Raw genomic sequence first — 12,924 nt, forward strand, 5'->3', positions numbered from 1 at the left:
AGCAAGTAAGTTATAGGAGGTTCAAGATGATTACATACCCTGTACTTGAAAAAAAAGCAACCATTGGTGTGACCGCATCCTCGGCAGGGGTTGGCCCAGGATCTGTGGAACTGTTTGGGGAAGCCTGCAACCGTATGAGGGAGAGAGGGTTTCAGGTTATTTGCGGCGATACGGTCTATAAGCATGACAAGGCCAAATCCGCGTCCGGCAAGGAGCGTGGCACTGAGTTCAATCAGATGATGAGTGATGACGCGATTGACCTGATCATTCCGCCCTGGGGCGGAGAGCTGCTGGTCGAGATGCTGGAGCATATCGACTTTGGGAAGGTGCGGAACAAATGGATCATGGGCTTCTCCGATATTAGCCTGCTGCTGCTTGTGATCACCCTGCGGACAGGGGTAGCGACCGCGCATGGACCAAGTTTTGGAGATTTGCGTGGAAAGATTACAGACCAGACTACAGGGATGTGGCAGACGGTGTTATCCACCGCGAGTGGACAATCGGTCGTCCAGCGCTCTTCGCTGAACTACCATCAGGAGGTGGAGGGGGCGGAACCCTCACCGTCCCTATTCCATCTAAATACCAGAACACAGTGGAAGACAGTCTCAGGTGCTGCTGTGTCTCTCAAGGGCCGGCTGCTTGGCGGCTGCGTAGATATCATCCGTCATATCATAGGCACACCTTACGGCGATGTACGTCACTTTCAAGAAGCCTTCATTCATCAGGAACCGGTCATTTGGTATCTGGAGTATTGTGAATTGAACTCAGTGGATCTACGCCGCTCTCTGGTGCAGATGAAGCTGGCGGGCTGGTTCGAGAACTGTTCCGGTGTGATGTTTGGCAGAGGCGGCACCAACACACCCATAGACAATTACACGGCAGAGGATGCATATAAAGAATTGTCCGAAGAACTGCAGTTACCCGTTGTTTACGATTTGGATTATGGTCATGTTCCCCCGCAAATGACGCTGATCAATGGAGCATACGCCGAGGTAAATGTTGCCGGTGGCTCAGGGGTAATCACACAATATTTTTATGAATAGAAGCATCACCGGAAAAAAAGAGACAGCCAAGGTGCTGTCTCTTTTTTGAACTATACAGTTGACGTATTCACAACCGCCGTGATCTCGTCATCCAGTTCCAGCCGGACATCTTCACGGTAGGCACGAATGCCATACTCACTGTGCGTGTAGCGTAGGATTGCTTCGATCATATTGGACTCCACCAGGAACTGGCTGCGGCCTTCTACCCACACTTCTGCGGTGTATCCGGTTTCTTCTTCCCAGCTAAGCTCCACCTGGACATCCTGTACCCGAACGCTCTTGCGTTCAGCCATATGCATACAGATGGCATTAATAATCTCGTCCATGCTAAGAGTGGTAGTCCCCATGTTAGTAACGTCCACCCTGTTCCTGTAGTCTGCGCCGTTCTTTTCTGCGGCGGAAGAAGGACATGATCATGATTACGACCAGGTAGATGGCCAGCATATTGATGGCGAATCCGATCAGGTTCCCGAAGGCGCCCATGCCGGCGAACATACCACCGAAGAGGAGGCCGGCGATTCCGCCGATCATCAGACCTTTCATTAAGCTTCCGCCGCTGAAAAATCCACGGATTGCTTTGCCGGCTGTTCCGGCTTTTGTTCCTGCCGTGCTATCGCTTTGTTTCACATTATTTGTAGTTGATTTCTTCGGAGTCGTGGTGTATCCGCGGGTTCCTGATTTGAAGCCACCGCCACCGCGTCTCGCATCCGCAAAGTCCGGAGCGGTAACTGCAAAAAACAGGGTAAAAGCCATAAGAATCATCATTACGCGTTTCATTGGTTTCATTGAGTACAAGTACCCTCCTAAAGGTGTTGGAAGCAACTGCTCCACATGAATTTTGTGTATCTGCCCGGTAATACGCAGCACACAACAGGAAGTTTCAATTTTAAATATCACAATTACAATTAACAGATAGTGGAAGGAGAGGGGGCTGGGGGCAAAAAAAATGCGCGGATCGTTTGATCCACGCAAGCAGCAGATTATCAGAGAGTTGCCTTGTTCTCCACGTAACCGTCAGACACCAGTTCAAGCGCTCCGGTAGCCGGATCGATGATCATGCCGTGAACAGGTACGTTTGGGGGGAGTAAAGGATGGCGCTTAATCAGCTCCACAGTCTGAATTACCCCTTCTTCTACATTGTCAAACCCGCGCAGCCACTTCGTGAGCTTAATTCCCGAGTTCTCCAGAGTGGACAACACCTGCTCGGATACTCCGCGTGATTTAATGGAGTTGATCATTTTGTCTGCATTTAGTGAAGCCATCCCGCATTCATAGTGACCTACGACAATTACCTCATCCGCATCCAGCTCATACAGGGCTACCATCACGCTGCGCATTACGCTGCCGAAAGGCTGGGATATAACGGCACCGGCGTTTTTGATGATTTTGACGTCCCCGTTCTTGAAATTCATAGCCTTTGGCAGAAGCTCTACAAGTCTTGTGTCCATACAGGTGATAATCAGCATCTTTTTGTCAGGAAAGCGGCTGGTCAGATAGGTTTCGTATTCTTTTTGTTCGACGAATTTCTTGTTAAATTCCATAATATCAGTGATTTGGCTCATGACCTGCTGCCTCCTAAAAGTTATTTAGCGGTACACCCTGCGATTCAGCTTCGAAATAAACCTGCCTCAAAAGCATACGCCAAGTTTTGTGAGCATCCTGCTCCGAGAATGTTAATTCTTAATATACTCCTTAAACACCCTTTTCGCACATATGTACTTAATAGAAAGGATGTTAACACATTATTTGGTGGCTACGCTGCATATGGTTCCGTTGGACTTCAGAGGCATACCGGTGATACGCAGCTCACACTCCCTTGGATGAAGTTTGAGTGGGTTATTTCAAATTGAAGATATAATCCTCTGAAGTTGATTATACGGATTATATAACCGGCGTCAACATTCCGTTATTTTTTCTGGACGCTTCATCTGGACGCTTCAATAGAAAAGGAGTAGATCGGGTATCTAGGACAGAAGTTCAAATATACAGGTCCCTGAAAATATTCAGGAGTTAATGGGAGAATGTATAACCATCGAAGACTTTTAGGCCTTCGGCATTTAGTACTTGTTCAATTACGACCGGTTTATGCGGACTTTTATCGATAACTTCTTTACATGAAATCATTATATTGCTGCCGGCAATTTCTGCTAGCTGATCATGGGACACACTATAGACTACTTTCCCTAAATTAGCCCATACCATAGCTCCTGTGCACATTACGCAAGGTTCACAGCTGGTGTACAAAGTATATTCATTCAGATCAAAAATGTTGTTTTCAGAGCAAAAGGTGCGTATTAGTCCAATTTCAGCATGGTGTGTTGGATCACAATGACTGTTTATTTTATTTTCTCCATACATTACTATTTCATTATTTTTCACCAAAATTGCACCGAATGGTTCATTTCCCTCTTCTCTAGCCTTTAAAGCCATTTCAATCGCAACTTTAATAAATTGTTCATCTTTTTTTATCATAAATAGCACCTCCTAGGTAAAGCAACTATAACAGAAATAGATCTGTAAAACGCAGACCGTATTCGGAATAATCTTGTTTAAGCCATATTCATGCAGGTGCGGTTGATTATATAGATTTAAAAAAGTATCATCAAGAGGAGCTGGTAAAAATAGAGAAAGCGGGTGTTCAATCATGGAACAACTGGTCCAGGAAGAGTGGGAGAAATTCAGCGGTCTATTATCCAAAATTAGCGGGTATACAGAAGCGATTGGTTTACTGCATTGGGATTTGCGCACAGGCGCCCCACGCAAAGGTGTGGAGATTCGATCCAATACCATCGGGCTGATCAGCGGCGAGATCTTCAGACTGCAGACATCTCCGGAAATGGGCGAATTCACGAAATATTTCAGCCGCTCGGAAGTTATGACCCAATTAAGCGACATCCAGAACAAGATCGTGAAGGATTGCCGCAAGGAGTATGAGCGAAGCCAGAGTATACCTTCCAAAAGCTACGAGGAGTACTCCATGCTCACCGCACATGCCCAGACGATTTGGGAGGAAGCCAAGGAAAGTGATGATTTTGATTCCTTCGAACCTTACCTAAGCAAAATTGTTGCGTTCACACAGGAGTTTATCGACCATTGGGGTGTGAAGGACTCCCGCTATGATACTCTGCTTGACATGTACGAGCCCGATCTGACGGTTGAGAAGCTGGATGATATCTTCGGACGTCTGCGCAGCCGCCTCGTTCCGCTTGTCGAGGCTATAGCCGCATCCAAGAACAAGCCCGAAACAGCGTTCCTGGCCCAGATTTTCCCTAAGGAGCAGCAAGAGAAGTTCGGGTTATTCATTCTTGAGCAAATGGGCTTCGACTTTGAAGCCGGACGACTGGATGAAAGTGTGCATCCGTTCGCTACCGGGCTGAACCCGGGAGATGTGCGAATCACGACAAACTACTTGCTGGACAATGTCTTAAGCGCTGTATTCAGCTCACTGCATGAAGGTGGACATGCTCTATATGAACAGAATATCAGCAAGGATCTTGTAGGCACACCGCTGGCTCAAGGGGCGTCCATGGGTATTCATGAATCCCAGTCCAGACTATGGGAAAATATGATTGGCCGCAGCCGTTCCTTCTGGCAACGCTACTACGGAGACCTTCAGCAGCATTTTCCTGATCAGCTGGCTAATGTCGAAGTGGAAGACTTTTACCGTGCAATCAACAGTGTAGCGAATTCCTTCATCCGCATTGAAGCCGATGAATTGACATACAACCTGCACATCATTGTCCGTTATGAGATTGAAAAGCTTATTTATAATGAAGGTCTGGAAGTGAAGGATCTGCCTGGGGTATGGAATGCCAAGTATCAGGAATACCTGGGGATTACCCCTCCGAGCAATGCCCTGGGAGTGCTGCAGGATGTTCACTGGTCCGGCGGGGATTTCGGTTATTTTGCCTCATATTCACTGGGAAATATGTATGCCGCACAAATTTTGAATACACTACGCAAAGAATTGCCGGAGCTTGAAGATCTGATCGCAGCCGGTAACCTGCTGCCGATCAAGGAATGGCTAACAAACAAGATCTACCGTTTCGGTCAGAGTCTGACTCCATCCCAAATCATTGAACAGGTGACGGGCGAGCCGCTGAATCCTGATTATCTTGCCGACTATTTAGAAGCTAAATATACGGAGCTGTATAAACTATAACCAGCTTACGGTCCCAGTATGTGCAACAAAGTGGAAGGACTTCGCAGAAGGGAATATAATAGAAGGAAAGCGCAGAATGGAAGGAATAGTGGAATGGCAAATACACACACGTACAGCCGCAAGGAAGAGGTCGCAAATGCGGTAACGCATGGAGTTGGAGCAGTATTAAGCATAGCAGCGCTTGTGCTGCTGGTCGTCTTCGCTGTACAGAACGGCACAGCCTGGCATGTGGTCAGCTTCACCATTTACGGTACTACGATGCTGCTGCTGTATATTAATTCAACACTGGTGCATAGTCTTAGGGAAGGGAAAGCCAAGGACTTCTTTGAATTTCTGGATCATTCCTCCATCTACTTGTTTATTGCCGGTACGTATACACCTTTTATGCTGGTGGCGATCCGGGGGACGCTGGGGTGGACCTTGTTCGGGATAGCCTGGGGTGTCGCAGTGTTCGGTGTTTTCTTCAAAGCCTTTTTCGTTAAGAAATTCCTCTTTATGTCCACCATTTTTTACATCGCCATGGGCTGGATGATTGTGATTGCCTGGAACCCGCTCTCAGCGGTGATGGCAGATGGGGGCATGGCCTGGCTGCTGGTTGGCGGGTTGCTGTATACACTGGGAACGGTTTTTTATGTGTGGCGGGGATTCCCCTACCATCATGCAATTTGGCATTTGTTTGTTCTCGGAGGCACCATCGTACACTTTTTTGTAGTGCTTCTTTACGTGCTGCCAATTCACTGAATGAGTGCTCACCACCATGGGGAAATACACTTTTAGAACAAAGAATGAGATGACAAGCAAAAAGGCTTGACATCTTTCTTTGTTTTAGGTATCATAAGGGACGTTGTGAAGCTGTAAAGTGTTTTTCCTTGACGAAGGGAGTGCCCTTAATGAGTCAGGAGAATAGGCTCGAGAAAACCAACCGGATTAACCTGTTATTTGCTTTTTATGAACGCCTGCTTACAGATAAGCAGCAAACGTTTCTTAAATATTATTTTCACGATGACTTCTCCCTGGGAGAAATCGCCGCTGAATTTGAAATTAGCCGCCAAGCCGTGTATGAGCACATTAAGCGTGCGGAGCAGGTTCTGGAGAATTACGAAGAAAAGCTCGGATTGCTTACGAAGCATGAGAGCCGCAACAAATACTTAGAAGAACTGCGCAGACTGCCGGAGAATGGGATGCTGCCTGAGCAATATACACTACGGTTCACGGAGCTCGTGGATCGTTTGCAGAGGTTAGAGTAGCATGAAGGGAGAAAGCTGCATATGGCGTTTGAGGGTTTAACCGGAAGATTGCAGAATGTGTTCAGCAAGCTGCGTGGCAAAGGTAAAGTATCCGAAGATGACGTAAATGAAGCCATGCGCGAAGTACGGCTGGCCCTTCTGGAAGCCGATGTTAACTTCAAGGTAGTCAAGGACTTTGTGTCCAAGGTGAAGGAGAAGTCCGTTGGCAAGGATGTAATGGACAGCTTTACTCCCGGCATGGTAATTATTGATATCGTCAATAAGGAACTGACAGAGCTTATGGGTGGAAGCCAGGCCAAGCTGGCGAAGTCGAATAAGCCGCCGACCGTGATCATGATGGCTGGTCTGCAAGGGGCGGGCAAGACGACCACTTCAGGCAAGCTGGCTAAGTTGCTGCAGAAGGGGAATCACCGCCCGCTGTTGGTAGCTGCCGATATTTACCGCCCGGCTGCGATCAAGCAGCTGCAGGTGTTGGGTGAACAGATCAAGGTTCCTGTATTTACGCTGGGTGATCAGACGAGTCCAGTGGAAATCGCCAGACAAGCTGTTCAGCATGCGAAGGATAACAACCTGGATTACGTGATTATCGATACTGCAGGCCGACTGCATATTGATGAAGAGCTTATGGAAGAACTGAAGCAGATTCATAACGTTGTAAGTCCTGACGAAGTGCTGCTTGTTGTCGACGCCATGACGGGTCAAGACGCCGTTAACGTCGCCGACAGCTTCAATAAGCAGCTCGAGCTTACCGGGGTTGTCCTGACAAAGCTTGACGGCGACAGCCGCGGGGGTGCCGCGTTGTCTGTCAAGGCGGTCACTGGCTGCCCGATCAAATTCGCTGCACTAGGTGAGAAGATTGATGCGCTGGAGCCTTTCCATCCTGAGCGGATGGCATCCCGTATTCTCGGAATGGGTGACATGCTGTCGCTGATCGAGAAGGCACAGGCCAACATCGATACTGAAAAAGCCAAGGAAATGGAACGTAAGATGCGCAATGCAGAATTTACGTTCGATGACTTCCTGGAGCAAATGGATCAAGTCAAGAAGCTTGGCCCTATCGACCAGATTCTCGACATGCTGCCTGGTATGAACAAAGCCAAGGGTATGAAGGACCTCAAGGTCGACGACAAGCAGATGGGCCGCGTCGAAGCCATTGTTCATTCCATGACCAAGGCCGAGAAAGCTCATCCTGAGATCATCAACCACAACCGCCGCAAACGCATTGCTACCGGCAGCGGTACCAACGTGGCTGAGGTCAACCGCCTCATCAAGCAGTTCGATGAAATGCGTAAGATGATGAAGCAGTTCTCCGGCATGATGGGCGGCGGAGGCAAGGGCGGCAAGAAAAACGCTATGAAGCAGCTCAAAGGCCTTGGCGGTAAAGGAATGAAGTTCCCTTTCCGTTGATCACATCTTTTGATCTCAGTCCTTTGATCTTCATATAGATCAGACATTGTACAACATCAGATGATCAGGGTTTTGATCTTAGTGATTTGATCTTAAGTCTTTTGATCCTAGTCTTTTTGATCTTAAATGTTAAAGCTTTACCTGTCGCTAGGTGCCGCTGCAGTTAAGCGTGTCCCGCAGGGACGGCAAGCGTTCCTACTCCCAACATTCCAAGGTAGAGCCAGTCTGAATGCCCACGCCAGTTGCACTTAGCCGGGTGTCCAGAGGGCGGAGCCCTTGGGGCCCTCCCTTGGCTAAGGGAGGGTTTGGGAGGGATCGAAAAAGGTTTCTCAAACATATTGTAAAATTTTCGATATTCTTATAAGGAGGTGAATTTCGTGGCAGTACGTATTCGTCTGAAAAGAATGGGTGCACATAAAGCGCCTTTCTATCGTGTAGTGGTTTCCGATTCCCGGTCCCCTCGTGACGGTCGTTTTATCGAGGAAATCGGTTATTATAATCCGATTGAAGTACCGGCAGTAGTTAAGATCGATGAGGAAAAAGCTCTTAAATGGCTTCAAACAGGTGCGCAGGCATCTGATACCGTCCGCAATCTGCTTTCCAAAGCAGGCGTGATGAAGAAGTTCCATGAGCTGAAGCAACAGAAATAATGACTGATTGCGAGGGTCCTCTATGGAAGAATTAGTTGGAGTTATTGCTAAGGCTTTAGTGGATCATCCAGAGGATGTGGCTGTACGGACTGTGGAGAAGGAACACTTGATTGTCTATGAGCTTTCTGTGCATCCAGATGATGTCGGCAAGGTCATCGGCAAGCAGGGCAGGATCGCCAAAGCGTTCCGTACCGTGGTCACATCTGCAGCAGTCAAGAGCGATAAACGCGTTACCGTGGATATTTTATCTTAAAGAATGCGTTCAATGAGGGGCTAGGGATAGTATATCCCGGCTCCTTTTTGTTGAAATATATAAGCAGGAACATGCTGCACAACTATAAGTAAAGGAGAGGATCAGATGACGGAAGAGCTGAACGTAGGCAAGCTGGTCAATACACATGGAATTCGCGGGGAGATAAAAATATTATCCTCTACTGATTTTCCAGAAGTCCGATTTGCACCGGGTAAAAAACTGCTTGTGGTTCCCGCCGATGGAAGCCCGAAATTCGAGGTTACGGTGGAAACGGCAAGAGAGCATAAAGGAATGTATATTGCCAAGCTGGAGGGTTACACCAACATTAATCAGGTCGAGAAATATAAAGGAAGCATGCTGAAGGTTCCAAGTGACGATTTGGTTGAGCTGCCAGAGAATGAATACTACTTCCACCAGATTGTCGGCTGTGAGGTGTATACCGATGTGGACGACAGTCAACCCCTCGGCCAAATAACTGAAATTCTTCAGCCTGGTGCCAATGATGTATGGGTGGTAAAGCCGGCCAAAGGTCCGGAAATCCTGATTCCGGTGATCAAAGATGTTGTATTAGATGTAGATATTCAGGAGAAGAAAATTAGGGTGCATCTGATGGAAGGGCTGCTGCCATGATGCGGATTGATGTGCTGACGCTTTTTCCTGAAATGTGTGAAGGTGTATTCGGCACTAGCATTCTAGGTAAAGCACGAGAAAAAGGGATTGTCTCACTGAACGCGGTTAACTTCCGTGACTTCTCCGGAAACAAGCATAACAGTGTGGATGATACGCCATATGGTGGTGGAGGTGGGATGGTGTTGAAGCCAGACCCTATCTTTGCCGCGGTGGAGCATGTGCTTGCTGAATCCGGAGATCAGAAGAAACCGCGCATCATTTTGATGTGCCCTCAGGGCCAGACGTATACTCAGCAGATGGCAGAGGAATTGGCACAGGAAGAGCATCTCATTTTTATCTGCGGTCATTATGAAGGCTACGATGAGCGGATTAGAGAGCATCTGGTGACGGATGAATTGTCGATCGGAGACTACGTACTTACCGGGGGGGAGCTTCCTGCGCTTACAGTGATCGATTCAGTTGTAAGGCTGCAGCCCGGCGCGCTGGGCAATGAAACCTCTGCAGTGACTGATTCGTTCAGTACCGGTCTGCTGGAGTACCCGCATTATACCCGTCCGGCTGAATTTCGAGGGTGGAAGGTACCGGATATACTGCTTAGCGGACATCATGCAAACATCGAAGTATGGCGGCGTGAACAGGCACTACAGCGTACTTTGGAACGCAGGCCGGACCTGTTAGAGACAGCTGAGTTGACGGTGAAGGATAAGACTGCTCTGGAACGACTGAAGAGATTAAGCAGTGATACACTTTAGTGGATATTTACTATAAAATGGAATATATAACGTCTTGTTGGCATATACTATGTTGATGAGGCGTTTTTTGTTGTGTTTTTCCGGTATTACAAATCTATGCAAAGGCTGAAAGGAAAATGAGACCCATAGAATATCAAAAAAATGCGAGCAGATGTGCGTTACTATCCTGTTTATTGGGTAATTAGAAGAGGCGACGGAAAATGAAGCTCAGAATAAGTTATTTCAACTATCGAAAGGAATGAACACTAGTGACTACGAATACGCGTGAAGAATTCAAGCCAGACGTGGACACTGTCCACAAGGAAGCGGAGCCGCTCCGCACAGTAAATGATATTATCGATTTCTATACCAATCGTAAATCATAAGACCAATATAGTATGAATAAAAACCACTACCTCAGCTGACCTGCCGGAGTAGTGGTTTTTTATATCGGGATCAAAGGCATGGCATAAAGAGATTTGAAATATAAAAAAGACCGTCCGAAGACGGTCTCTCTACCCGAGGCGCTAGTTAAAACTTTGATCCGTATCCCGCGCCACCAGGGCCAGAACTTCAGCCGTTGGTCCGGGTAAGGGATACGTTCAACATGTCATGATTGATGTGAACGCACCTCCTTTCCTTGTGCCAAGAGTATAGCACAGCTGCTTCCAAAAAACCATAAATTTTAAGAAAAAAATAGTTTTGAGATTATGAAAATTTCACTTGAATCTATTATAATTCTGCGGTATACATAAAATGAAGGTGAAAATCAGTGGCGCTTCGGTTCTACTATTGCGTTGGATGCGTATATTGAACAAGAGGCAGCAATACATATGCGTCGGGGTATAGCGCAGCCTGGTAGCGCGCACCCTTGGGGTGGGTGAGGTCGCAGGTTCAAATCCTGTTACTCCGATCAAATGGATATCAAGACAAAAGAGAATCACATTCAATCGGTTAAGATACCGGAAACGACGTGATTCTTTTTGCTATGCGCGTGGTGTGCTAGTGATCGCAATAAAAAACACTCCCTGCTGAACCAAAGGTCCAGAGGAAGTGTTACGGAATCTAATGGAACTTAACCGTCTAAACCCTAGAACGGTGATCGCGGTGATTCCGGTGATCTTTGGCAAGCATCACAATCCCCGAGCCGAGCGCATAGATAGCTACCACCGAAAATAATACGACCACCCATGTGTAGTTCCGTACAGTATAGGTAAGCGATGCAAAGATGATGAACCAGGCGATACGAAGCACCCCTTCATTGATAAATCTTTTGCCAGCTGCACTCATGAGAATTGCCTCCTCTGATAAATTTAATTTTGTCCATCCTTCGTAAGCGCTCTAATTATGAATATTATAATAATAATAACTCCTTTTTCTCTAAAATGATACACAATGTTCACAAGTTCTTTGTTTCACAGCTATTTTTTTTATTGCTATCTTCAACACGGCTGCTGCCGTTCCCGGCTTATCCCCCTCCGCATACCATACAGCATCTCGAATGAGGAGGGGTTCTGAGGTGGAAGCCTATTATAATTGTCTGCATTGTATGAACAAAAGAGTTCGCATCATGACTACAGACGGTAAGCGGCATGAAGGAATCATTGTGAATGTGGATAGAAACAATGTATATTTGAAAACAAAGGGCAACGGTAAAATGAAGACATCGGCATTTAATCCTTACGGTAATTACTATGGCGGGTTCTACGGGTACGGCAGTGAGATCCTGACGTTAAGCTTGTTCACTTTGCTTGCCATAGCACTGATTTAGGTCCAGACACACAAAGAAGCCAATCTCAAGCGAGACTGGCTTCTTTTGTGTGTCATAGTGAGGCTGGCACAGCCCCACAGATATCATATGCTATTGAACTGTGATGGAACCGATTTGTGTGGATAGTGAGATAATTGGGCCTCCGCCATTTATTTCCTTCTTTTTAGATTCGCTTCCGGTAATTTGGCCGATATCACTGCTTGCCTTAAGTGAGCTTTCAGTCTCCATGCTTCGGATATCCAGTTCGATGCTCCCCGTATTGGATTTAACTGTTGATTTTCCACTGAATTGAACAGCCTCGAGAACTATTGCGCCTACATTGCTGTCTATGTGGAAGGTGCCATTCAGGCCATTCAGCCGAATTGCCCCAACATTGTTACTGATACGGTATTCATTCATAGTTGAAGGTACCTCAATCTCATAATTGATGCTGAAATCCGAGGAGCCATACTTCTTTTGGGCCCAGGTCCATAGATCTTTTTTGGGCTCATTCATGGCATGCGTCAATACCTTAAGCTCATTGCCGTCAGTTTGAACTGTAACTTCTGCACTCTCTAGAATTTCCCGTTCTGCCTCCTGATTGAGACCGGGATGTGTGACGACCGTTGCTTTAACGGTGATGAAATCGCTGTTCCCGGAAGTGATCTTTACTTCACCAACGCTATTCTCCAGAATCAGTGCTGATGCAGAACCGGCTTTTTTAGTAATATTGAGCCCTTTGCTTAAACTGCCAGCTTTTATCTCTTCTGCCATCTTTGCAGCACCATTCTGAACAGCCTGCTCCACACCTATGGTCGCCTCGCCTAAACCTTGCTTTACTGCCTCGACGGTTTCCTGCTGGAAGTTCCCGTTTAATCGTTGTTCAAGCTGCTGGTCCGCAGCTTCTTTGCCTGGAAGCTCACGGCAACCGGATAGCAGTGCAATAGAGAGAACGGCAACCGCCGCGATGATTGCTGGTTTATGATTTCTTTTCAATTTCAGACCCTCCCGTATTTGCTTGTTGCTTATGTATAATCCATACTATATCTTA

Annotated in this window: 16 protein-coding genes and 1 tRNA gene; 11 read left to right on the top strand and 6 right to left on the bottom strand. The window is 47.0% G+C overall.

Going from position 1 to position 12,924, the window contains the following annotated elements; translation table 11 throughout:
• The first annotated feature begins 26 nt into the window (after positions 1-26).
• A complete protein-coding gene (locus A3849_RS05235) occupies positions 27-1,043 on the top strand; it encodes a S66 family peptidase (RefSeq protein ID WP_074110475.1) in 1,017 nt (338 codons plus the stop codon).
• 50 nt (positions 1,044-1,093) lie between these two features.
• On the opposite strand, the gene A3849_RS05240 is transcribed toward A3849_RS05235, so the two are convergent.
• From A3849_RS05240 to A3849_RS05255, 4 genes are all read right to left on the bottom strand, one after another.
• Positions 1,094-1,390, bottom strand: coding sequence for a YxcD family protein (locus tag A3849_RS05240; protein WP_074110476.1), 297 nt, complete (start codon positions 1,388-1,390; stop codon positions 1,094-1,096).
• 1 nt (position 1,391) lies between these two features.
• Positions 1,392-1,829 carry a hypothetical protein gene (locus A3849_RS05245; protein WP_178382613.1) on the bottom strand — a complete coding sequence of 146 codons (438 nt, stop codon included), beginning with the start codon at positions 1,827-1,829 and terminating at the stop codon, positions 1,392-1,394.
• Between the two features lie 197 nt (positions 1,830-2,026).
• The gene (locus A3849_RS05250; protein WP_074110477.1) at positions 2,027-2,605 is read right to left on the bottom strand and encodes a beta-class carbonic anhydrase; all 579 of its coding nucleotides are present in this window, start codon (positions 2,603-2,605) and stop codon (positions 2,027-2,029) included.
• Positions 2,606-3,053: 448 nt separating this feature from the next.
• On the bottom strand, positions 3,054-3,515 hold the full coding sequence (locus A3849_RS05255; RefSeq protein WP_074110478.1) for a nucleoside deaminase: 462 nt from the start codon (positions 3,513-3,515) through the stop codon (positions 3,054-3,056).
• Positions 3,516-3,687: 172 nt separating this feature from the next.
• Between A3849_RS05255 and A3849_RS05260 the strand changes: the two genes are divergently transcribed.
• From A3849_RS05260 to A3849_RS05300, 9 genes are all read left to right on the top strand, one after another.
• On the top strand, positions 3,688-5,205 hold the full coding sequence (locus A3849_RS05260) for a carboxypeptidase M32 (RefSeq protein WP_074110479.1): 1,518 nt from the start codon (positions 3,688-3,690) through the stop codon (positions 5,203-5,205).
• Between the two features lie 93 nt (positions 5,206-5,298).
• On the top strand, positions 5,299-5,946 hold the full coding sequence (trhA, locus tag A3849_RS05265; protein WP_074110480.1) for a PAQR family membrane homeostasis protein TrhA: 648 nt from the start codon (positions 5,299-5,301) through the stop codon (positions 5,944-5,946).
• A gap of 149 nt (positions 5,947-6,095) precedes the next feature.
• Positions 6,096-6,452: a putative DNA-binding protein gene (locus A3849_RS05270; RefSeq protein WP_074088036.1), complete on the top strand. Its 357-nt coding sequence runs from the start codon at positions 6,096-6,098 to the stop codon at positions 6,450-6,452.
• A gap of 21 nt (positions 6,453-6,473) precedes the next feature.
• Positions 6,474-7,859 (top strand): signal recognition particle protein, encoded by a 1,386-nt coding sequence (gene ffh, locus A3849_RS05275; RefSeq protein ID WP_074110481.1) that lies wholly within the window; start codon positions 6,474-6,476, stop codon positions 7,857-7,859.
• A gap of 377 nt (positions 7,860-8,236) precedes the next feature.
• A complete protein-coding gene (gene rpsP, locus A3849_RS05280; protein ID WP_019910363.1) occupies positions 8,237-8,509 on the top strand; it encodes a 30S ribosomal protein S16 in 273 nt (90 codons plus the stop codon).
• Between the two features lie 22 nt (positions 8,510-8,531).
• Complete coding sequence (locus A3849_RS05285; RefSeq protein ID WP_074088041.1) at positions 8,532-8,762, top strand: KH domain-containing protein; 231 nt, start codon at positions 8,532-8,534, stop codon at positions 8,760-8,762.
• 105 nt (positions 8,763-8,867) lie between these two features.
• A complete protein-coding gene (rimM, locus tag A3849_RS05290) occupies positions 8,868-9,392 on the top strand; it encodes a ribosome maturation factor RimM (protein ID WP_074110482.1) in 525 nt (174 codons plus the stop codon).
• A complete protein-coding gene (trmD, locus tag A3849_RS05295; protein ID WP_074110568.1) occupies positions 9,392-10,144 on the top strand; it encodes a tRNA (guanosine(37)-N1)-methyltransferase TrmD in 753 nt (250 codons plus the stop codon). The genes rimM and trmD overlap by 1 nt, the downstream gene beginning before the upstream one ends.
• Positions 10,145-10,962: 818 nt before the next feature.
• A tRNA-Pro gene (locus A3849_RS05300) sits at positions 10,963-11,036 on the top strand.
• A 170-nt stretch (positions 11,037-11,206) separates the two neighbouring features.
• Here A3849_RS05300 and A3849_RS05305 read toward each other — a convergent pair.
• The gene (locus A3849_RS05305) at positions 11,207-11,413 is read right to left on the bottom strand and encodes a hypothetical protein (RefSeq protein ID WP_074110483.1); all 207 of its coding nucleotides are present in this window, start codon (positions 11,411-11,413) and stop codon (positions 11,207-11,209) included.
• Between the two features lie 229 nt (positions 11,414-11,642).
• Between A3849_RS05305 and A3849_RS05310 the strand changes: the two genes are divergently transcribed.
• Entirely contained in the window at positions 11,643-11,894 is a 252-nt protein-coding gene (locus A3849_RS05310) for a hypothetical protein (protein ID WP_074088046.1), read from the top strand.
• A gap of 90 nt (positions 11,895-11,984) precedes the next feature.
• Here A3849_RS05310 and A3849_RS05315 read toward each other — a convergent pair whose 3' ends face one another.
• A complete protein-coding gene (locus A3849_RS05315) occupies positions 11,985-12,869 on the bottom strand; it encodes a hypothetical protein (protein WP_074110484.1) in 885 nt (294 codons plus the stop codon).
• Positions 12,870-12,924 lie beyond the last annotated feature (55 nt).

The sequence above is a fragment of the Paenibacillus sp. P46E genome (assembly GCF_001909095.1).
GTDB lineage: Bacteria > Bacillota > Bacilli > Paenibacillales > Paenibacillaceae > Paenibacillus_AQ > Paenibacillus_AQ helianthi.